Here is a 20,050-nt window from a genome sequence, read left to right on the forward strand (position 1 = left end):
CAGCGTTCACTCTGAGCCAGGATCAAACTCTTCACTTAAATTTTTCGACTTCGTCCCGAAGGACTCCATCAATGCTTTGAGTGCAGATGTCCTACCTGAGCTTCAAAACTACTCACTCGCATTTGCATGCTATATGAATTGACTTGTTGCTCTTTCGAAACGTCTGCTGATGGACAACGCCACCTGCCAGACGTCCGCACAAGTATCCTGCGCACACTGTCAAAGATCTTCGGAAGTGGCCTCAGCGCCTGCTTCCCGATGCTTCGAAGTTTCCTCCGAAGCGAGCCGCCCATCTTAGCGCGGTTTTGGCATTCGTCAACACCTTTCGGTGAATCTTCCTGCCTTCCCTTCGTGCCCCGAACCGAAGTTCGTTTCCGCCGAAGGAGCCGCACATCTTAGCGCAGCTTCCCGATCTGTCAACTCCCTGTGAAATCCCAGAAGTCCGACCGGTCCCCGCTTTTCTGCCGACCTCAGCGTCGTCACAGCGTTGCGGGGCGCGCATTGTAAGCCGAATTCACATTGGGTCAACACCCCTGTCATGCCGGTGTTGCGAGCCCGTGGCAGACAGCGCCACCACGCGGAGGCAGCCTGGCACGCAACGCCTCCTGCTCGAGCAGAAGCGGATGGGCGGCCAGCGCCTGGGCGACGTCCGTCCACCCCGCCCCCTGCACCCAGCGCAGCATGGCTCCATGCTGCGCCGCCGACGGGCGACGCGCGGCCTCGATCTCGGCCGACGACAGGTCCTCTGGCGACATCAGCCAGGGCCGCAGCACGCGGCCCGACTCTTTCATGGTGGCGGCCAGCGTGGCGGCGATCCGGAAGCCGCCCTCATCGATGTCACCCCAGTGGTAGACAGCCGCGTCGTCCGGCAGTGCCTGCAGCATGCGCGCACAGGCACGGCGCCAGGCAGGCGATGGCATCCCACCGGTGTAGACCAGCAGGCCGTCGGCAGCCGCTTCGCAGGCTGCGGCATCGTGAAAGCTGGCGAGGTTCTCGATCGTCAGCAGGAATCGCGCCCCGGTCACGACCGCGTCGAGCCGTTCGACCGGGATGCCGAGGTAGGGCTGGACCAGCGGCAACCCGGTGCCGCCGACGACAAGCGTGCCGGTCCCGGCGATCAGCATCGGATGTGGTTCGCGCCTCAGGCCGAGTGCGGACCAGACATGCTCGCGCTCGAGCGCGCCCGCATTCACCTCACCGCCGACCAGGAGCGCGAGCCACGGCGTCAGCGCCTCCAGCCGCTTGCTGTCACCCAGCAGGCGGATGCTCTCGCGCCGCAGCATGCGTTCGGCGCCGGCATCGGCATGGCGCGCCTCGACGACCCGCGCCGCGTCGGCCAGGTCGGCCGCCGATTCGGGGCCGTGGCCTGGCCCCTTGCCCTGCGCCCAGGCGTCGAGCACCTCGGCGATGACCGGAAAGCATGGCAGCCACCCATCCAGCCGGGCCCTGGCCTCAGCCATGCGCGTATCCAGCAATGCGATCCCCAGGTGCCGCGCCAACGCGTCGAGATCGCACACCGTCAGCCGCAGCAGACGTTGCCCATCGTCGCGATGCCGGTCGCGCTGGACCAAGATCGCGCCGTCGCGTTCGGCCAGGCGGATCTGCGCGTGGACGTCTTCCTGCTCGGCGAGGGTCGACAGTGCCAGGTACTCGGGCGCACTCGCGCCCGTCATCGGCAGCGATGCGGGCGCGGACTGCCCGCGCAGGCGGGCCCGCTCGCCCTTGCGCAGCAGCCGTTCGAGCAGGCGCCGGGCGGCGCTCACGTCGCGCCGCGCTCGCTCGCGATGCGGGCGGTCTCCTCGGCCAGCAGCTCAGGATGCAGGTCGAACTGGTCGCTGAGCAGCAGCGCACGGGCAGCCGCCTTGACCTCGATCCGTTCGACCTGCAGCAGATCGCCATCGCGGAACAGCTCGATGTAGCTGTCGAGCACGCCGCTGAGCGTGCCCTGCGCGGTATCGGGCGCGGCGAGCACGAGCTGCAGGCCGAGCGAGCGCAGATAGTTGGTCGTCGCCCGCGCATTCTGGGCGTCGATCTTGTCGCCAAACTCATCCAGCAGGATCAGCCCCATGCCACCGGGGTGGACGTCGCTCTTGCCATAGGCCGCGGCGAGCGCGGCGCCGGCGATGACGTACAGCGGCGCGCGATGCTCGCCGCCCGAGCCCGAACGCATGCGCTCGCTCAGCGAGCCGATCACGCGATCGTCCTGACGGATCTGCACCTCGAAGCGGAAGAACCGCCGGTAGTCGTCGAGCGGCGAATGCGCGCTGCGCGCGGCGGCGCCATCCTCGATCAGCTCGCGGAACGCGGCCGGCACTTCGCCAGCGCTGCCGAACAGGCCGTCCTCGCCGCCGACATCCGCGGCCCGGCGGATGAAGCGCTCCAGGTCGCGGAATTCGGGCACGACCTCGTAGTGGAACTGATAGCGCTCGTTGTTGGAGAACGCGGGACTGCTGCGCAAGGTCCGATTGAGCGTGGCGATCTGCTGTTTGAGCCGATTGAAGTTGTCGTACAGCGCCGACGCAACGCTGGCGCGGAAAGTCTCGACCGCGGTGGCGTAGGCCTGTTCGGCTTCGCCCTGGTAGCGCACCAGGTCGGTGTCGCGCAGTTGGGCGAGTTCGCGTTGCAGCAGGCTGCGCGCCGGACGCCAGGCGCTGGCGTCGAAATCCAGGTTCAGGCCATGGTCGCGAGCGTACTGCGCCAGCGTGCTCCAGGCTTCGGGCAGCAACCGGCCGAGCTGGCCGTCGCTGTCGCGGGCACGTTCGTCACAACGCCGGCTGCGCTCCTCGAGCGAGGGCCATTTGGCGTCCAGCTCTTCGCGCTGGCGCTCGACCCGGTTCGGGTCGACGTCACCGTCGCGGAAGGCATCGACCGCGGCCTGCGCGACGAGCGCTTCCTGGGCCTGCAGGCCTTCGAGCACCCGCTGCGCCTGGTCGACACCGTTGCGCGACAAGGCTTCGGTCCCGATCAGGGCCTCGATCCGGCGCTCATTCTCGTCGTGGCGCTCACGCAACGCCCGCACCTGCTCGCCCAGGCGCAGCAGGTCGGGATCGACCGCGTCGGCCTGGCTGCGCACACGGGCGCGGTAACGCGATTCGATCTGGCGATGCTGCAGCAGTTGCGCATGCAGGGCGTCGGCGGTCTCGCCGGCATCGGCGAAGCGGGCGAACGCCTGCTGCAGCGTGTCGAGGCGCCGCGCCTCGGGTTCGCGCTCGCGCAGGTCGCGCTCGACCGCCTCGAGTTCCTCTCGCAACACACGTAGGCGTTCGCGGCCGTCGTTGGCGCCGATCCGCAGTTCCGAGCCGGCGGGCAGTCGGCGCCGCTCGATTCCACCACCCTTGGCCACCAGGCCGTCACGGGTCAGGCCCTGGCGGCTGCGGACGACCTCCGCTTCGGTCTCCACGCAACGCAGATCGCCTAGCTGCCGACGCAGATACGCGACCGCATCAGCGTCGTCACCCTCGATCAACGCCGCGACACTGTCGGCCGCGGGACGCTCGCTGCGCTGTCCGCGCGCAGCACCGGGCAGCGCGAGCTTGACGCCGTAGACCGCGCGCGCGCCCTGCAGCGCGCGGTACACGCGCACGGCCTGTTCTTCCTGGCCGGCCGGCACCAGCAGCGCCTCGACGTGGCTGCGCAGATAGGCTTCGATGGCTGGCTGCCAAGCCGCATCGCGCACGCGCACCAGGTCGCAGACCGGCTGCGCCTCGATTCCGGCGTCATGCAGGTAGTTCATCAATCGCATGACGTCGTCGCGCAGGCCGGCCTTGCCGACGCTCAGGCGTTGCTGGTTGCCCTTGAGCGCGTCGCGACGGCTGCGCGCTGCCTGCCAGGCCTCGTGGGCGGCGCGGGCACGCGTGGCGACGGCAGCGCGCAATGGCGCCGCGGACGCGAGCGCGTCCAGAGCCTGGGCATGGAAGCGATCGGGCGCCAGCGCAATGGCGGCGTCGGGTGCAAGCTCGGACAGCGCGTCGGCCCAGTCGCGCCAGGGCGCGACGGCGGCGTCGATCCGGGCCGCATCGAGTTCGGCGACGCCCAGGCCGTGCACCGCCTGCAACTGGTCGCGCACATAGGCGAACTGGGTGCCGAGTTCGCGCTTGAGGCGGACCAGTTCCTCGCGGTCGCGCTCGGCCAGCTCGTCGAACGAGGCCTGTTCGCCGTAGCCGCGGCTGCCCTGGAGCTGCTGCTGGGCGAGCTCGAGTTCGTGCTTGAGGCTTTCGCGCTCGCTGCGCGCGTCCTGCAACTGCACGCGGGCCGCCGCCAGCGCCTGGCGAGCCGCGTCGCCCGCCTGTTCGGCCTGCTCGACCTGTTCGCCGAGCAGGTCGCGTCGGTACTCGGCCGCGAGCGCGCGGTAGGAGGCGGCGCGCACCGCCTGTGCGGCGATCTTGCCGTATTGGCGTTCGACCTCTTCGGCGGACTCGATGCGCTGGCGGACCTGTTCGATCTTGTCGCGGATCTGCCGGAAGCTCTCGAGCAGAGCGCGGAAGCGCGCGATGTCGGTCGGGCGGTCCTCGGCAACCAGCGTGCGCACGAACAGGTCGACGTCCTCGACCCGCTGCAGGTTCAGCGCGTTCTGGAACGCCTTGCGATAGGCGTTGAGGTCGGGCTGGACGCCCGGCGCGGCGCGCAGCCGGAACAACAGGTCGCGCACGAAGCGCTCGCTGGTGGTGTGCAGCTCGACCTTCTCGCCCGCCTCGCGGGAGCGGCGCGCGGCCAGCTCACGGAACGTCGGCCAGGCCAGCGGCATTTCGCGGCCCTTGACGCGTTCCAGGTGGTCGTCGCGCTCCAGCGCGACGCCGGGCAGCAGGTACAGACCGTGCAGCCGATGCTCGGGCTCGTCGACGGAGGCGCCCAGCGCGATGCCGGCCGTCAGCGCCTGACCGGTCTCCTGGTCGCGGAACACCAGGCTGATGTAGGTGGTCGCGGTGCGGCGCTTGCGGCCGTCGTCGCCACTGCGGTACACGCCCAGGCAGTAATCGCGAATGGTGCGCGCGCGGGCACTGCCGCCGGCCTGGGCGTTGAAGCGGATGCGGCTGCGGTCGCCGCCCAGCAACACGATCTGCAGCGCGTCGAGCAACGCACTCTTGCCGGCGCCGTTGGGCGCGATGATCGCGCTGGTCGCATCCAGTTCGAGCGTCTGCGCCTCGAACAGGAAGAACTGCACCAGGTGGACGCGTTCAAGCAACTGCATCGTTGTCCTCCGACACGTCCTGCACGTCGTCGTCCGGAGCGCCATCGTCGTCGCGATTGTGCTGGTCGAGGCGCTGCAGCCACAGCTCGCCGACGATCTCCACGATCGCCGGTCGCACCACCAGATGGAATGGCTGCGGATCGTCGCGATCCGAATCCACCAGCCGCGCCAGGCCCCAGCGGCGCAAAGTGCGCGCGAGCGTGCGCAAGGTGCCGACATCGGGCATCGGGCGACCGGCCAGCGCCTGGTAGGCCTCCTGCAGTTCCGGCAGTTCGACGACGACCTCGCCGTGTTCCTCGATCTGTCCCTGGCGCATCGCCTCGTCATAGCGCTGGCGCAGCACCAGCAGCAGCAAGGTCTCGTCGAGCGTGACCGCGACGCCCTCGCCATGCGCGGGCAGCGCGACCAGGTAGCGGTAGTGTGGATTGCGCGCCAGCCGGATGCCCAGCGGCGCGAGCGCGCCGACGAAATCGTCGAAATGATCCTCGACCAGGTGGTAGGCCACGCGCGCGGTGCGATCGGCGGCGTAGAGCACCTGTTCGGTGACCAGACGGTAAGCGGCGCGCTCGAAATCCTGCACGGCGTACAGGCCGTTGGACTGTTGGCTCAAGGTGTTCCAGCTGCGTTTCATGCGGGGGTCCGGGAAGCGGGCGCGAGCCGGCGGACGACGAAGCGCGGTGCGCGCAGTACGCCATTGTCCAGCGGCTCGGCGGAATCGAGGAGTTCGACGCGGAAGCCACGCAGCAATCGGCTGAGCGGGTCATCGCGGCGCAGGCCACCAATCCGCTGACTGCGCAGCGCAAGCGTGAGCAGGGTCTGGTAGGCGCGCAGGTCCTCGATCGAGGCCACGCGCATCTGGGCAGACTCGACGCGATCGGCCTCGCCCAGATGGCGGCCGACATAGCGGGCCATGTCCTCGGCGGTAACCAGACGTGCTCGCTTCATGCGCCGCAACAGGCTCAGCCGCGCGAGTTGTTCGGGCGTCGGCACCTGGGCGGCATTGGCACTGCGCGGGATCGGCTGCGGCCGGGTCCGCGGCGGACGCAGACGGGTCTCGTCCATCAGCGCGCCGGGCGCGACCGGCAACCGCAGTGCCTCGGCCGGCGCGGTCAGCACGCCGCGACAGGCGCGACGCAGCAGGATGTCGAGCCGGTCGGGCGCGCGCAGCCGGTAGTCGAGAAAGGCCAGCGCGCGACGGTTGGCCTGGCGGATGTCGTCATCGAGCCGGCCGAGGTACTCGTCGATACGCTCGAGCTCGCGCAGGCGGCGCAGGCTGCGCCCGAGCCGCAGCGCCGCGCGGGCATCGTCGCCACCGGCCAGCTGCTCGCGGTACCAGGCCCGCAGCGCCTCGTGCCGCGGGCCGGTCTCGACCTGCTGCACCATCGCCAGGATCGAGCTGCGACGCGCCAGCGGGTGGTCGGCGCGGTGCAGGCCGGCGTAGTCGCCGATGAAAAAGCGTGAGACGTACTGCTCGAACCATTGCCGTGCGAACTGCGCGGTGGTCTCGGCGCGGCTGAGCTCGGGCATCAGGTCGCGCACCTGCAGGCTCATCGACGCCAGCGAGACCAGCAGCCGCCGGGCCTGATCGGCCGCCTCGTCGAGGGCGTCGCCAGCGCCGGCCCCGTCGACGACCTGCTGCATCTGCAGCTCGATCGAGCGCACCTTGGCCGAGACGAAGGTCGGCCCGTGTTCGGCGAACTCGACCAGCGTCGACAACAGTTGCGAGACCGCGGGCGGCATGGCGACCATCTCGCGTGCGCCGATGCGCTCCTGGCGCAACCAGCCAGCGTTGCGGAACCGCTCGTAGATGGCATGGGCGCGGATGCCTGGTGGCGTGTCCGGGCCCTGCCCGTCCTCGTCCTCCCAGGGATCGTCGGCCACCAGATAGCGCTCGATCGCGGCGGTGATCTCGCGACGCGGCAAGCCGTGACTGGGCGGCATCGGCGCATCCGGGCCGAAGAACTCGTCGAACAAGCGGTGGAGTAACAGCCAGTAGTGCTCGCGGTTGGCCGAGGCCAGCGGGCCGAACACGCCGGCCGGCACGACCGAGAACAGCGAGGGCAGAGTCGAATCGCTCATCGAGCGTCGCGTCCGTGCGGGCAGTACGTCGTCTTCACCGCGACATTTTCACAGATCGCGCGGCCGGCGTGGGCATGCCACCGCACCGGCAACAGCCGGGCGGCAGCGCCCGCAGGGCCTACTCGACGGTGACCGACTTGGCGAGATTGCGCGGCTTGTCGACGTCGGTGCCGCGCGCCAGTGCCGTGTGGTAGGCCAGCAGTTGCACCGGGATCGTGTGCACGATCGGGCTCAGCACACCCACATGGCGCGGGGTGCGGATCACGTGCACACCCTCGGACGGACCGAAGTTGCTGTCGGCATCGGTGAAGACGAACAGCTCGCCACCGCGCGCGCGCACCTCCTGCATGTTGGACTTCACCTTCTCCAGCAAGCCGTCCTTGGGCGCGATCACCACAACCGGCATGTCGGCATCGACCAGGGCCAGCGGGCCGTGCTTGAGCTCGCCCGCCGGGTAGGCCTCGGCGTGGATGTAGGAGATCTCCTTGAGCTTGAGCGCGCCTTCGAGCGCGATCGGGTAATGCACGCCGCGACCCAGGAACAACGCATGCTGCTTGGGCGCAAAGCGCTCGGCCCACGAGGCGATCTGCGGCTCGAGGTTAAGCGCGTGCTGCACGCTGCCCGGCAGATGGCGCAGGGCCTCGATGTAGTCGGCCTCCTGCGCAGCGTCGACGCGGCCGGCCAGCTTGCCGAGCGTGACCGCCAGCGCGAACAGACCGACGAGCTGGGTCGTGAACGCCTTGGTCGAGGCGACGCCGATCTCGGCGCCGGCGCGGGTGTAGAACACCAGGCTGCTGGCGCGCGGGATCGCGCTTTCGGGCACATTGCAGATCGACAGCGTATGCCGGTGACCGAGCGACTTGGCGTATTTGAGCGCCTCCATCGTGTCGAGCGTCTCGCCCGACTGGGAAATGGTCACGATCAGGTGCTTGGGATTGGCCACCGCCTCGCGGTAGCGGTACTCGCTGGCGATTTCGACCGAGCACGGCAGCCCGGCGATCGACTCGATCCAGTAACGCGCGACCGAGCCGGCATAGAAGCTGGTGCCGCAGGCGAGAATCTGCACGCCCTCGATCTCGCCCAGCACCTGGCCGTCGGCATCGCCGAACAGCGCCGGCGCAAACGCGGCGGCATCGATGATCGCCTCGAGCGTGTCGCCCAGCGCGCGCGGCTGCTCGTGGATCTCCTTCTGCATGAAGTGCCGGTACGGCCCGAGCTCCAGCGACGCCAGCGAGACATCGGACAGGTGCTCGGGGCGCGTCACCTCGGCCCCTGCCTGGTCGAAGATCCGCACCGCGTCACGGGTGAGTTCGGCGGTGTCGCCCTCTTCGAGGAAGATCACCCGGCGCGTGGCCTGAAGGATCGCCGAGACGTCGGAGGCAACGAACTGTTCGCCCTCGCCCAAGCCGACCAGCAAGGGACAGCCCATGCGGGCCGCGACCAGACGGCCGGGGTCGCGCCGGTCGATCACCGCCAGTGCATAGGCGCCGTCGAGCTCGTTGACCGCAGCCTGCAGCGCGGCCAGCAGATCCAGGCCCTGGGTCTGGTGGTGGTGGATCAAATGGGCGATGACCTCGGTGTCGGTCTGCGACTCGAAGACATAGCCCAGCGCCGTCAGGCGCTCGCGCTGCGCCTCGTGGTTCTCGATGATGCCGTTGTGCACCAGCGCCAGCGTGTCGTGGCTGATGTGCGGATGCGCGTTGTGCTCGGTGACGCCGCCGTGGGTCGCCCAACGCGTGTGCCCGATGCCCAGAGAGGCGTGTAACGCCTCGGCCTGCGCCGCAGCGGCCATCTCGGCGACGCGTCCGGTCCGGCGCACGCGCCGCACCGTGTCGCCATCGAGCACGGCGATGCCGGCCGAATCGTAGCCGCGGTACTCCAGCCGCTTGAGGCCCTCGACCAGGACCGGGACCACATCGCGATCCGCGATCGCACCGACGATTCCGCACATGCCGCCCGCTCCTGCAAGTCAATGCACCATTCTAACGGCCGGTCGGGGCTCGGCGCAGAGGCCTCCACACGCGACCGTTCAGTGCATGAAGAACTCGACCGGCACCGCGATCTCGATCGGGGCCGGCAGGTCGGCGGGAATCGCCGGCAGCGGCGCGGCGCGATGAAACGTCTCGATCGCCGCGGCGTCGAGCCGGGTCGATCCCGACGAGCGTGCGAGCGCGGCCGAGAGCACGCGACCGGCCCGGTCCATGCGCAGGCGCACGATCGCCACCCCCTCCTCGCCGCGCATCCGCGCCGCGGTCGGGTAATGCCGGTACCGCGCCAATCGCGCCATCACCCGCGCTTCCCAGCGGTCGTCGCGGCGACCGGCCTGGGCCTCGGCGGCGGGGGCCGGCGGACTCGGCGGGGCAGCGGCCTGCTGGTCGTGCGACGTCGGCGGGTCGGCAGACGCATCTGTGGAGGCCGGGACGGCGGCGGGCAGCGGGCGCTCGCTGTCCGCCAGCGAGGGCAGCGGCTCGAGCGGCGCCGCGCGCGTCTGCGGCAGCGGCGGCGGCGATCGCGGTTCGGCAGGTGCGCGGGTCAGGCGCGCCTCAACCACCGGGGCGGGCGCGCGCCTCGGCTCGACCGGGACCGGCGGTGCAGCGGCGGGGAGGACACTCACTTCGATCACCGAATCGGCCGGCGGCGGCGGACGCAGGTCCTCGCCCAGACCGAACACCAGCAGCACGACCATGCCGTGCACCGCAATGGCGCCCAGCAGGGCGCATGCGCGCTGGATGCATGCCCCGTGGTCGGCGCGGCGCCACGACCGGGATCGGGTCATCCCGGCTGCGACCGGCCCTAGGCACGTCGGCATGACGCAGGCACCTCATTTATGCGAATGATTCGCATTTTCCCACATCCTTGGGAGATGGGGCGCGTCGTTGTCCGCGCAGCGGACGTCCGGACAGGGCGGCGGACACCTGCGGACGCCGAAAATTCACAATAAAATCAGTTTGTTATGGCTGGCACGATACCTGCTTGATTCCAGGCAGATCCCGATCGTGCCCTGTCCATGTCCGCACCCGCCTCCCCCTCTCCTGTCCGCCGCGGTATCCGCGACACCTCCGCACAGGACACGGTCCATGTCGCGCGCCCCGGCCGCCGGCGTCGCTGGCTGGCGATCGCCGCGGCCGCGATCGCGGCGATCGCAGCGCTTGTCTGGCTGGTCGCCGGCTGGGCGTCGGGCGCCACGTCGATCGACGCCGCCCGGCTGCGCATCGCCGAGGTCACCCGCGGCGACCTGGTGCGCGACATCGCCGCCGAGGGACGCGTGATCTCGGCCAACAGTCCCACGCTGTACGCGATCGCACCGGGCACGGTGACCCTGAAGGTAGTCGCGGGCGACCGCGTCGAGAAGGGCCAAGTGCTGGCCGAGATCGACAGTCCGGAGCTGCGCAGCAAGCTGGTCCAGGAGGAGTCCACCTTCGCCAGCCTGCAGGCCGAGGCCGAACGCGCGACGCTCGATGCACGGATCGCCCGCGCCGAGGCGCGCAAGCTGCTCGACCAGGCGCAGATCGAGCGCACCGCGGCCGAGCGTGACCTGCAGCGTTACCAGCGCGCCTTCGAGGCCGGTGTCGTCGCCCAGGTCGACCTGGCCAAGTCGGAGGATGCGCTGAAAAAGACCGACATCGGCCTGGCCTCGGCCCGCGAGGACGCGCACTTGCAGGGCCAGGGCGCTGGGCTGGACGCGCGCAACAAGCAGTTGCTGGCCGACCGCCAGGGGGCCGTCGTCGCCGAGGCGCGCCGCCAGGTCCAGGCGCTGACCCTGCGTGCGCCCTTCGATGGTCAGGTCGGCCAGGTGCAGGTGGCGCAGTTCACCAACGTGGCCGTCAACGCGCCGGTGCTGGGTGTGGTCGATCTGTCGGTGTTCGAGGTGGAGATCAAGGTGCCCGAAAGCTTCGCGCGCGACCTGGCGATCGGCATGCCGGCCGAGATCCGCAGCGCCAACGAGGTGTTCCCGGCCGAGGTCTCGGCGGTCTCGCCCGAGGTCGTTGCCGGCGAGGTCGCCGCGCGCGTGCGCTTCTCCGAGCGCCAGCCGGCCGGCCTGCGCCAGAACCAGCGGCTGTCGGCGCGGATCCTGCTCGACACCCGGCGCGATGTGCTGATGGTCGAGCGCGGCCCGTTCGTCGAGCAGTCCGGCGGCCGCTACGCCTACGTCGTCGATGGCAGCAGCGCGGTGCGCCGTCCGATCCAGGCCGGCGCCAGCAGTCTGGGCGCAGTCGAAATCGTATCGGGCCTGCAGGCCGGCGAGCGCATCGTCGTCTCGGGCAGCGACCTGTTCGGCGACGCCGAACGGGTGCGCATCAGCCGCTGAGTTTTCCCCCGGGCCCGCGGGCCTGCTTCTTCCATTTCCAAGATAAGGAACACCCCATGTTGCAGATGAACCAGGTCGGCAAGGTCTACCGCACCGAACTCGTCGAAACCCATGCGCTGCGCGCGCTCGACCTGCACGTCCGCGAAGGCGAGTTCGTCGCTGTCACCGGGCCGTCGGGCTCGGGCAAGACGACCTTCCTCAACATCGCCGGCCTGCTGGAAACCTTCACCAGCGGCACCTACAAGCTCGATGGCGTCGATGTGCAGGGGCTGGGCGACAACCAGCGCTCGCGCCTGCGCAACGAGAAGATCGGCTTCATCTTCCAGGGCTTCAACCTGATTCCCGATCTCAATCTGTTCGACAACGTCGACGTGCCGTTGCGCTATCGCGGCATGCCGGCCTCCGAGCGCCGGCTGCGGATCGAGGAAGCATTGGGCCTGGTCGGTCTGGCCTCGCGCATGAAGCATTACCCGGCCGAGCTGTCGGGCGGCCAGCAGCAGCGCGTGGCGATCGCCCGTGCGCTGGCCGGCAGTCCGCGCCTGCTGCTGGCCGACGAACCCACCGGCAACCTCGACTCGCAGATGGCGCGCAGCGTGTTGGAACTGCTTGAGGAGATCCACGCGCAGGGCACGACGATCGTCATGGTCACCCACGATCCCGAGCTCGCCGCGCGCGCGCAGCGCAACGTGCACATCGTCGACGGTCTGGCGACCGATCTGCGCCGCGAATCCGCGACCGCCGCGGCCTGAGCTGAGGAACGCGCGCCCCGATGTTCGCCTACTACGCCCGCCTCGCCCTGCGCAGCTTCCGCCGCAACCAGGTCCTGACGGCCTTGATGGTGCTGTCGATTGCGGTCGGCATCGGCGCGGCGATGACCACGATGACCGTGATGCACCTGCTGTCGGGCGATCCGCTGCCCGGCCGTAGCAGCACGCTCTTCTATCCGCAGGTCGACCCGAGGCCCGGCGAACGCATGCGGCCCAATCCCCCGGACATGCTCGACCACACCACCGCGATGGACCTGTGGCGCGCCGGCCGCGCGGACCGGCAGGCGTTGGTGGTCGAGAGCGAGATCCGGCTCCAGGCACCCGACACCGGGCGGCCGAAGCTGATGACCCAGATGCTGTCCACGCATGCCGACTTCTTCCCGATGTTCGACGTCCCGTTCGCTTATGGCGCCGGTTGGAGCGCCGCCGACGATACCGGCCACGCCCGCGTGGCGGTGATCTCCGCCGACCTCAACCGCACGTTATTCGGCGGGCGCGACAGCGTCGGCCGGACGCTGCGCATCCGCGACACCGACGTGCGTATCGTCGGCGTGCTCGCGCCTTGGCGGCCCTCGCCGCTGTTCTATCGCTTGGCCGGCGGCAACTTCGCGCAGGGCGACACCGCCAGCTTCTACGCCGCGCCGCAGGACGTGTTCGTGCCCTTCCCCACGGGCCTTGAGATCAACGATGGCCACTTCCAGCAGTTCACGTGCTGGCAGCTGCCCGAGGTCCCGGGCCATCTGCAGGGCAGCGACTGCGTGTGGCTGCAGTTGTGGGTGCAGCTCGACACGCCGGCAAAGGTCGCGGGTTATCGCGATTTCGTCGCTGCGTACGCACGGCAGCAACAAGCACAGGGCCGGATCCAGCACGCTGACAACGCGCGTGTGCTCGGGCTGATGGACTGGCTGGACTACAACCACGTCGTCCCACGCGACGTCCGGCTGCAGACCTGGCTGGCGCTGGCGTTCCTGGCGATCTGCCTGTTCAACACGGTCGGACTGCTGCTGGCCAAGTTCCTGCGCCGCGGCGGCGAGATCGGCGTACGCCGGGCGCTAGGCGCCTCGCGCCGGGAGATCTTCGTGCAGTGCCTGGTCGAAGCCGGCATGGTCGGGCTGGCCGGTGGCGTCCTGGGCTGGGGCCTGACACTGCTCGGGCTGTGGACGATCCGCCGGCAGCCGGTCGAGTACGCCGACCTGGCACGGCTGGACCTGTCGATGTTCGCGGCGACTTTCGCGCTGGCGCTCGTCGCGAGCCTGCTCGCTGGCCTGTTTCCCGCCCTGCGCGCCAGCCGGATCGCACCGGCCCTGCAACTCAAGTCGCTGTGAGGACTCCGGGGATGGACATCCGACCGATCGTCGCCGCCCTGGGCCGGCACCGCATCGCCACGAGCCTGATCGTGCTCGAGATCGCGCTCGCCTGCGCGGTACTGTGCAATGCCTGCTTCCTGATCGCCGAGCGCCTGGCACTGATGCGCATCGACAGCGGCATCGACGCGCCATCGCTGGCGGTGGTGGCACTGCGCGGCTGCGATGGCTGCGTCGACGCCGATGTCAACGCCCGGGCGCTGGCGGCGATCCGCGGCCTGCCCGGCGTACAGGCGGCCGGCGTGCTCAACGCCACGCCGTTCGGCATCCGCGCCGGCGACGCCGGGGTGACGCTGGATGCCGAGGGCCGGCACTTCGGCGGCGTGCCGCATTTCTACGCCTTCAGCCGCGATGCGATCGAGACGCTCGGCCTGCAGCCATCGCAAGGGCAAGGCTTCGAAGCAGCGGACTTCCAGCCGATCGACAACTTCCTGCCGCTCGACGCCCAGGTCTGGATCACCGAAGCCTTCGCCGCGCATCTGTGGCCGGGCGAGCCTGCGGTCGGTCGCGAGTTCTGGATGGGCGAATACCACTTCCGCGTCGCCGGGCTGGTGCCGCACTTCGCCCGCCCCAATCCCGGACGCAGCGAAAACGGCGTCGCCGGTGCGCAATGGTCGGTGGTCGTGCCGGTGCGCGATGAGGCGCAGTCGGGCGTCTACGCGTTGCGCGCCGATCCGCTCGACTTGCCGCGCCTTGCGATCGCCGCACGCGATGCGGTGGCCGCGGCCGTGCCCGAGGCCGTCATCGATATGGACCAGAGCCGGCCGCTGTCGGACCTGCGCGCACGCTACTTCGAGCGCGACCGTGCGATGGCCTGGCTGCTGCTTGGCGTGATTGCCGCGATGCTGCTGGTGACGGCCTTGGGCATCGTCGGCCTCGCCAGTTTCTGGGTCCAGCAGCGCACCCGGCAGATCGGCATTCGTCGCGCGCTCGGTGCGACCCGCGGCGACATCCTGCGCTACTTCCAGCTCGAGAACTTCCTGCTCGCCGGTCTGGGCATCGCGCTGGGCATGGCGCTGGCCTATGGCGGCAACCTGTTGCTGATGCGCCATTTCGAGCTGCCGCGCCTGCCGCTGTCGTACCTGCCGCTGGGTGCGGCGCTGCTGTGGCTGCTCGGCCAGGCGGCCGTTCTGGGCCCGGCACTGCGCGCCGCCGCCATCTCCCCCGCCATCGCCACTCGCAGCGCCTGACGTACGGACCCGCCATGCTCGGTTACTACCTGACCCTCGCCCTGCGCAGCTTCCGCCGCAACCGCGTGCTGACCGCGCTGATGGTGCTCACGCTCGCACTGGGCATCGGTGCGTGCATGACCACGTTGACGGTGTTCCACGTGCTGTCGGGCGACCCGATTCCGGGCAAGAGCGACCGGCTGTTCCACGTCCAGCTCGATCCCGAGCCGCTGGCCACCTATGTGCCGGGCGCCGAACCCGACAGCCAGCTGACCCGCTTCGATGCGGAGGCCTTGTTGCGCGACAGGCACGCGACGCGGCAGGTGATGATGACCGGGGGCGGCGGGATCATCGAGGCCGAAGACGGCGCCGTTCGTCCGTTTCTCGAGTCCATGCGCTACACCTCGGCCGACTTCTTCGCGATGTTCGATGTGCCGTTCCTCCACGGCCAGGGCTGGACCGCGCAGGACGATGCCGGACGCGGCCGCGTCGCGGTGATCGGACGCACCCTCAATGACAAACTGTTCGGTGGCGCCGACAGCGTCGGTCGGCAGGTCCGCGTCGACGGCACCGCGCTGCGGATCGTCGGTGTGATCGACGACTGGCTGCCGCGACCGAAGTTCTACGACCTCAACACCGGCCGCTTCGACGGTCAGGAGCACCTGTTCCTGCCGTTCTCGACCGCCATCGACCTGAAGATGGGCACATCGGGCAGCAGCAACTGCTTCGGCGGCGCGCCGACCAACGACAGTCGGGCGCTCAACGCGCCCTGCACCTGGATCCAGTACTGGGTGGAGCTCGAGGACCCGGCGCAGGCCGACGCCTTCAAGGCCTACCTCGCCAACTATTCCGCGCAGCAGAAGGCGGCGGGGCGCTTCGAACGGCCGGCCAACGTGCGGCTGCGCAGCGTGATGGACTGGCTCGACCATCGCAAGGTCGTGCCCGGCGACGTGCGTCTACAGCTATGGCTGGCGCTGGGTTTCCTGCTGGTCTGCCTGGTCAACACCGTGGGTCTTCTGCTGGCCAAGTTCCTGCGCCGCGGCGGTGAGATCGGCGTGCGTCGCGCGCTCGGCGCCGCGCGCCGCGATGTGTTCGTGCAGGCGATCGTCGAGAGCGGCACGGTCGGGATCGCCGGCGGCCTGCTCGGGCTGGGGCTCGCGCAAGCGGGCCTGTGGGCGGTCCGTCAGCGCCCCACCGACTACGCCGCGCTCGCCCATCTCGACGGCGCCATGCTGCTGCTCACGTTCGTGCTCGCGCTCGTGACCAGCATCGCCGCCGGCCTGCTGCCGGCCTGGCGATCGATGCAGATCGCACCGGCGCTCCAGCTCAAGTCGCAGTGACACGCGCTCGCCCCGCTCCTCCAATCGCGCATCCACAGGTCGCCGCCATGCACGTCCACCCCATCGTCTCGTCACTGCGCCGCCACCGGACCGCAGCCTTGCTGATCGTGCTGGAGATCGCGCTGACCTGCGCGATCGTCTGCAACGCCTTGTTCCTGATCGGCGAGCGCATCGATGCGGTGCGCCGCCCCAGCGGCATCGCCGAACGCGAACTGCTGCAGATCCGGCTCAGCGGCATCGGGCCGCAGACCGATGCCGGCGCCCGGACGCGCGAGGATCTGGCGGCGTTGCGCGCCGTGCCCGGCGTTGTCGGGGCCACGGTCACCAACCAGTTGCCGTTCTACCGGTTCTCGTCCAGCAACTCGGGGGTATCGCTGACCGCCGACCAGGCGCAGCCGACCCTGCACGCGGCGCGCTACCACGCCGATGAAACCACCATCGCGACGCTGGGCATCCGCCTGGTCGCAGGCCGCGACTTCCTGCCTGACGAGTACATGGATGTCGCCGAGGTCGAAGCGCTCGACGGCAGCGAAGGCATGCGCGGTGCGACCATCGTCACCGCCTCAATGGCGGAGCGGCTGTTTCCCGGTGAGCAGGCGGTCGGACGCACGGTGTACTTCGGACCGATTCCGCTGACGATCGTCGGCATCGCCGAATCCCTGGCCCGGCCCTCGCCAAGCGACGGGGAGGGCACGTTCTCGTTTCTCTTGCCGATCCGCCTGCACTACAACAACGGCGGCACGTATCTGATCCGGGTGAGCGATCCGGCACGCCGCGACGCGGTACTCGCGGCCGCGGTCGCTGCCCTCGAAGCGGTCGATCCCGACCGGCTGATCCTTGCCCACAGTGCCTACGAGGCCATCCGCGCGGACTATTTCCGCAATGACCGCGAGATGATCGGCCTGTTGTCGACCGTCTCGATCGTGCTGCTGGTGGTGACCGCATTCGGCATCGTCGGTCTGGCGAGCTTCTGGGTGCAGCAGCGCACGCGCCAGATCGGCGTGCGCCGCGCGCTGGGGGCCACCCGCGCGCAGATCCTGCGCCACTTCCAGATCGAGAACTTCCTGCTCACCAGCACCGGCATCGTGTTGGGCATGGCCCTGGCCTATGCGCTCAACCAGCTGATGATGGGCCGCTACGAACTGCCGCGGTTGCCACTGGCCTATCTGCCGGTCTGCACGGTGCTGCTGTGGGCGCTCGGGCAGGCCGCCGTGCTGTGGCCGGCACTCCGCGCCGCTGCCATTTCCCCCGCCATCGCCACCCGCGCCGCCTGAAGGATCCCAACATGTTTGGTTACTACTGCAATCTCGCGGTGCGCAGCTTCCGGCGCAATCGCATGTTGACCGCGCTGATGGTGCTGGCGATCGCGTTGGGTATCGGCGCGAGCATGACCACGCTGACCGTGTTCCACGTGCTGTCGGGCGACCCCATCCCGGCCAAGAGCGACCGGCTGTTCCATGTCCAGCTCGATCCCGAACCGATGACCGGCTACACGGCCGGCGGCGAGCCGTCGCGCAATATGACCCGTTTCGACTCCGAGACGCTGCTGCACGAGGCCCGGGGCAAGCGCCAGGCCTTCATGAGCGGCGGCTTCGTGGCGCTGGAGCCCGAAGGCGCATCGCCGTACTTCACCGACGCGCGCTACACCACCGGCGAGTTCTTTCCGATGTTCGACGCGCCGCTGGCGTTCGGACGCGGCTGGAGCGCACAGGACGATGCCGATGCTGCGCGCGTGGCGGTGATCTCGGCCGAGACCAACCAGAAGGTGTTCGGCGGCGGCGACAGCACCGGCAAGACACTGCGCATCGACGGCAACGCGTTCCAGGTCATCGGCGTGCTGGCCCCGTGGCGACCGACGCCGCGGTTCTGGGACCTCAATCTGGACGGGTTCGAGCCGCTGGAATCGGTGTTCGTGCCGTTCTCGGCCGCGATGGATGCCAAGCTCTCGCGCATGGGCAGCATGAGCTGCTGGGGCGATTCGAGCGGCATCGATTCCAACGCCCGCAACGCACCGTGCGCCTGGCTGCAGTACTGGGTGGAGCTCGATTCGCCGGGCGATGCCGCGGCGTATCGCGACTATCTCCTCGCGTACTCCGAACAGCAACGCCAGGCCGGGCGCTTCGTGCGGCCGGCGAACGTGCGCCTGCGCGATGTGCGCGCGCATCTCGACTACGCCCGGATCGTGCCCGGCGACGTGCGCCTGCAGGTCTGGCTGGCGTTCGGCTTCCTGCTGGTGTGCCTGGTCAACACGGTGGGCCTGCTGCTGGCCAAGAGCCTGCGCCGCGCGTCGGAGATCGGCGTCCGGCGTTCGCTGGGCGCCTCGCGCAAGGCGATCTTCGCGCAGTTCCTGGTCGAGGCCGGCACGATCGGGGTCGCCGGCGGCATCGCCGGGCTCGCGGTCGCGCTCTGCGGCCTGTGGGCCGTGCGCCAAGCGCCGAGCGCCTACGCCGAGCTCGCCCGGCTCGACCCGACCATGCTGCTGACCACGTTCGTGCTGTCGATCGTCGCGACCCTGCTGGCCGGCCTGCTGCCCGCCTGGCGGGCGACCCAGGTCATGCCCGCGATCCAGCTCAAATCCAACTGACCCCGGCCCAACCGACGGACACCCGCATGGACATCCGCCCTATCTTCTCCACCCTGCGCCGCCACAAGACCGCGGCCGCCCTGATCGTGATGGAGATCGCGCTCGCCTGCGCGATCATCTGCAACGCCATCTATCTGATCGACCGTCGCATCGACCGCATGGCCCGTCCCAGCGGTGCGGTGGAGAACGAACTTGTCCGCCTGCAGATGCCACGCGTCAGCCTGGACGAGACACTCGATCTCAATGCCTATGTCGCGCGCGATCTGGCGGCGCTGCGCGCAGTACCTGGGGTCCTGCACGTGGCGGCCTCCACCCAGATTCCCTATGGCAACAGCAGTTCGACCAGCGGCGTGCAGCTCAGCGACGACCAGGTCAATAACACGCTGGTCGCCTCGCCGTACCTGGGTAGCGAGGACCTGCTCGACACGCTTGGCCTGCGCCTGATCGCCGGCCGCGGCTTCAATGCCGAGGAGTACGTGGACATGGCGCGCATCGACGCCGGCGGCGAGGACGCGAAGGTGCCCGCGGTCATCGTCAACCGTGCGATGGCGCAGGCGCTGTTCCCCGGCGAGGACGCGGTGGGCAAGCACATCTACAGCTGGGGCAGCGCGCCGATGCCGATCGTGGGCGTCGTCGAGACGCTGGCGCGCCCGAACGATCGATCCGGGCCTGGCGATGCGACGATGCTGCTGCCGGTCCGCGTGGCCTCGCCTAATCTCAACTACCTGATCCGGACCGATCCCGCGCAGCGCCGCGAGGTGCTGGAGGCGGCCGAGGCCGCACTCAAGCGGATCGATCCCAACCGGGTGACGGTCAACAAGGACCTCATCAGCGAGCTGCGTGAACAGTACTACCGGCAGGACCGCGCGATGGCGGCGCTGCTGGTCGTGGTGTGCATCGCCCTGCTGGTGGTCACGGCGCTGGGCATCATCGGCCTGGCCAGCTTCTGGGTGCAGCAGCGTGCCAAGCAGATCGGAATCCGTCGTGCACTCGGCGCGACCCGTGGCCAGATCCTGCGCTACTTCCAAGTGGAAAACTTCCTGCTGGCGACCATGGGCATCGCGCTCGGGATGCTGCTGGCCTACGGCCTCAACCAGTTGCTGATGGCGCGCTACGAGTTGGGCCGGCTGCCGCTGATGTATCTGCCGGCCGGCGCGCTGGTGTTGTGGGTGCTCGGACAGATCGCGGTGTACTGGCCGGCGCGGCGCGCCGCCTCGGTGCCGCCGGCGGTCGCCACGCGCAGCACCTGA

The 20,050-nt window shown here is 69.5% G+C and carries 14 protein-coding genes and 1 rRNA gene (1 of these 15 running past the window's edge); 8 read left to right on the forward strand and 7 right to left on the reverse strand.

Annotation, left to right across the window (positions count from 1 at the left end):
* The 7 genes from MNO14_RS13880 to MNO14_RS13910 all read right to left on the reverse strand — a co-directional run.
* Positions 1 to 38: ribosomal RNA gene (locus MNO14_RS13880) — 16S ribosomal RNA — on the reverse strand (it extends 1,507 nt beyond the left edge of the window).
* Between the two features lie 498 nt (positions 39 to 536).
* Positions 537 to 1,763, reverse strand: a complete 1,227-nt coding sequence (locus tag MNO14_RS13885) for a Wadjet anti-phage system protein JetD domain-containing protein (protein WP_241944285.1) — start codon at positions 1,761 to 1,763, stop codon at positions 537 to 539.
* On the reverse strand, positions 1,760 to 5,188 hold the full coding sequence (locus tag MNO14_RS13890) for an SbcC/MukB-like Walker B domain-containing protein (protein WP_241944286.1): 3,429 nt from the start codon (positions 5,186 to 5,188) through the stop codon (positions 1,760 to 1,762). Before MNO14_RS13890 ends, MNO14_RS13885 begins: the two co-directional genes overlap by 4 nt.
* Positions 5,175 to 5,819 (reverse strand): DUF4194 domain-containing protein, encoded by a 645-nt coding sequence (locus MNO14_RS13895; protein WP_241944287.1) that lies wholly within the window; start codon positions 5,817 to 5,819, stop codon positions 5,175 to 5,177. Before MNO14_RS13895 ends, MNO14_RS13890 begins: the two co-directional genes overlap by 14 nt.
* Positions 5,816 to 7,267 carry a Wadjet anti-phage system protein JetA family protein gene (locus tag MNO14_RS13900; RefSeq protein ID WP_241944288.1) on the reverse strand — a complete coding sequence of 484 codons (1,452 nt, stop codon included), beginning with the start codon at positions 7,265 to 7,267 and terminating at the stop codon, positions 5,816 to 5,818. The genes MNO14_RS13895 and MNO14_RS13900 overlap by 4 nt, the downstream gene beginning before the upstream one ends.
* A 118-nt stretch (positions 7,268 to 7,385) precedes the next feature.
* Positions 7,386 to 9,218 (reverse strand): glutamine--fructose-6-phosphate transaminase (isomerizing), encoded by a 1,833-nt coding sequence (glmS, locus tag MNO14_RS13905; RefSeq protein WP_241944289.1) that lies wholly within the window; start codon positions 9,216 to 9,218, stop codon positions 7,386 to 7,388.
* Between the two features lie 78 nt (positions 9,219 to 9,296).
* Complete coding sequence (locus MNO14_RS13910) at positions 9,297 to 10,043, reverse strand: energy transducer TonB (RefSeq protein ID WP_241944290.1); 747 nt, start codon at positions 10,041 to 10,043, stop codon at positions 9,297 to 9,299.
* A gap of 231 nt (positions 10,044 to 10,274) precedes the next feature.
* Between MNO14_RS13910 and MNO14_RS13915 the strand changes: the two genes are divergently transcribed.
* The 8 genes from MNO14_RS13915 to MNO14_RS13950 are packed head-to-tail and all read left to right on the forward strand — an operon-like array spanning position 10,275 to position 20,050.
* Positions 10,275 to 11,576, forward strand: a complete 1,302-nt coding sequence (locus MNO14_RS13915; protein ID WP_241944291.1) for an efflux RND transporter periplasmic adaptor subunit — start codon at positions 10,275 to 10,277, stop codon at positions 11,574 to 11,576.
* Between the two features lie 56 nt (positions 11,577 to 11,632).
* A complete protein-coding gene (locus MNO14_RS13920; protein ID WP_183427966.1) occupies positions 11,633 to 12,325 on the forward strand; it encodes an ABC transporter ATP-binding protein in 693 nt (230 codons plus the stop codon).
* 20 nt (positions 12,326 to 12,345) lie between these two features.
* A complete protein-coding gene (locus MNO14_RS13925; protein WP_241944292.1) occupies positions 12,346 to 13,668 on the forward strand; it encodes an ABC transporter permease in 1,323 nt (440 codons plus the stop codon).
* A gap of 11 nt (positions 13,669 to 13,679) precedes the next feature.
* On the forward strand, positions 13,680 to 14,897 hold the full coding sequence (locus MNO14_RS13930; RefSeq protein WP_241944293.1) for an FtsX-like permease family protein: 1,218 nt from the start codon (positions 13,680 to 13,682) through the stop codon (positions 14,895 to 14,897).
* 14 nt (positions 14,898 to 14,911) lie between these two features.
* Complete coding sequence (locus MNO14_RS13935) at positions 14,912 to 16,216, forward strand: ABC transporter permease (RefSeq protein ID WP_241944294.1); 1,305 nt, start codon at positions 14,912 to 14,914, stop codon at positions 16,214 to 16,216.
* A 47-nt stretch (positions 16,217 to 16,263) separates the two neighbouring features.
* Entirely contained in the window at positions 16,264 to 17,490 is a 1,227-nt protein-coding gene (locus tag MNO14_RS13940; RefSeq protein ID WP_241944295.1) for an FtsX-like permease family protein, read from the forward strand.
* Positions 17,491 to 17,501: 11 nt separating this feature from the next.
* Entirely contained in the window at positions 17,502 to 18,800 is a 1,299-nt protein-coding gene (locus tag MNO14_RS13945; RefSeq protein WP_241944296.1) for an ABC transporter permease, read from the forward strand.
* Positions 18,801 to 18,826: 26 nt separating this feature from the next.
* Positions 18,827 to 20,050 carry an FtsX-like permease family protein gene (locus tag MNO14_RS13950; protein WP_241944297.1) on the forward strand — a complete coding sequence of 408 codons (1,224 nt, stop codon included), beginning with the start codon at positions 18,827 to 18,829 and terminating at the stop codon, positions 20,048 to 20,050.

Source organism: Luteimonas sp. S4-F44, from assembly GCF_022637415.1.
GTDB lineage: Bacteria > Pseudomonadota > Gammaproteobacteria > Xanthomonadales > Xanthomonadaceae > Luteimonas.

What these genes read in the sequence shown, in the direction of transcription:
- MNO14_RS13935 (WP_241944294.1), top strand. Translation starts at nt 14,912, where the DNA reads ATGCTCGGTTACTACCTGACCCTCGCCCTGCGCAGCTTCCGCCGCAAC.
- glmS (WP_241944289.1), bottom strand. Translation starts at nt 9,218, where the DNA reads ATGTGCGGAATCGTCGGTGCGATCGCGGATCGCGATGTGGTCCCGGTC.
- MNO14_RS13930 (WP_241944293.1), top strand. Translation starts at nt 13,680, where the DNA reads ATGGACATCCGACCGATCGTCGCCGCCCTGGGCCGGCACCGCATCGCC.
- MNO14_RS13945 (WP_241944296.1), top strand. Translation starts at nt 17,502, where the DNA reads ATGTTTGGTTACTACTGCAATCTCGCGGTGCGCAGCTTCCGGCGCAAT.
- MNO14_RS13895 (WP_241944287.1), bottom strand. Translation starts at nt 5,819, where the DNA reads ATGAAACGCAGCTGGAACACCTTGAGCCAACAGTCCAACGGCCTGTAC.
- MNO14_RS13900 (WP_241944288.1), bottom strand. Translation starts at nt 7,267, where the DNA reads ATGAGCGATTCGACTCTGCCCTCGCTGTTCTCGGTCGTGCCGGCCGGC.
- MNO14_RS13915 (WP_241944291.1), top strand. Translation starts at nt 10,275, where the DNA reads ATGTCCGCACCCGCCTCCCCCTCTCCTGTCCGCCGCGGTATCCGCGAC.
- MNO14_RS13950 (WP_241944297.1), top strand. Translation starts at nt 18,827, where the DNA reads ATGGACATCCGCCCTATCTTCTCCACCCTGCGCCGCCACAAGACCGCG.
- MNO14_RS13920 (WP_183427966.1), top strand. Translation starts at nt 11,633, where the DNA reads ATGTTGCAGATGAACCAGGTCGGCAAGGTCTACCGCACCGAACTCGTC.
- MNO14_RS13925 (WP_241944292.1), top strand. Translation starts at nt 12,346, where the DNA reads ATGTTCGCCTACTACGCCCGCCTCGCCCTGCGCAGCTTCCGCCGCAAC.
- MNO14_RS13910 (WP_241944290.1), bottom strand. Translation starts at nt 10,043, where the DNA reads ATGACCCGATCCCGGTCGTGGCGCCGCGCCGACCACGGGGCATGCATC.
- MNO14_RS13890 (WP_241944286.1), bottom strand. Translation starts at nt 5,188, where the DNA reads ATGCAGTTGCTTGAACGCGTCCACCTGGTGCAGTTCTTCCTGTTCGAG.
- MNO14_RS13940 (WP_241944295.1), top strand. Translation starts at nt 16,264, where the DNA reads ATGCACGTCCACCCCATCGTCTCGTCACTGCGCCGCCACCGGACCGCA.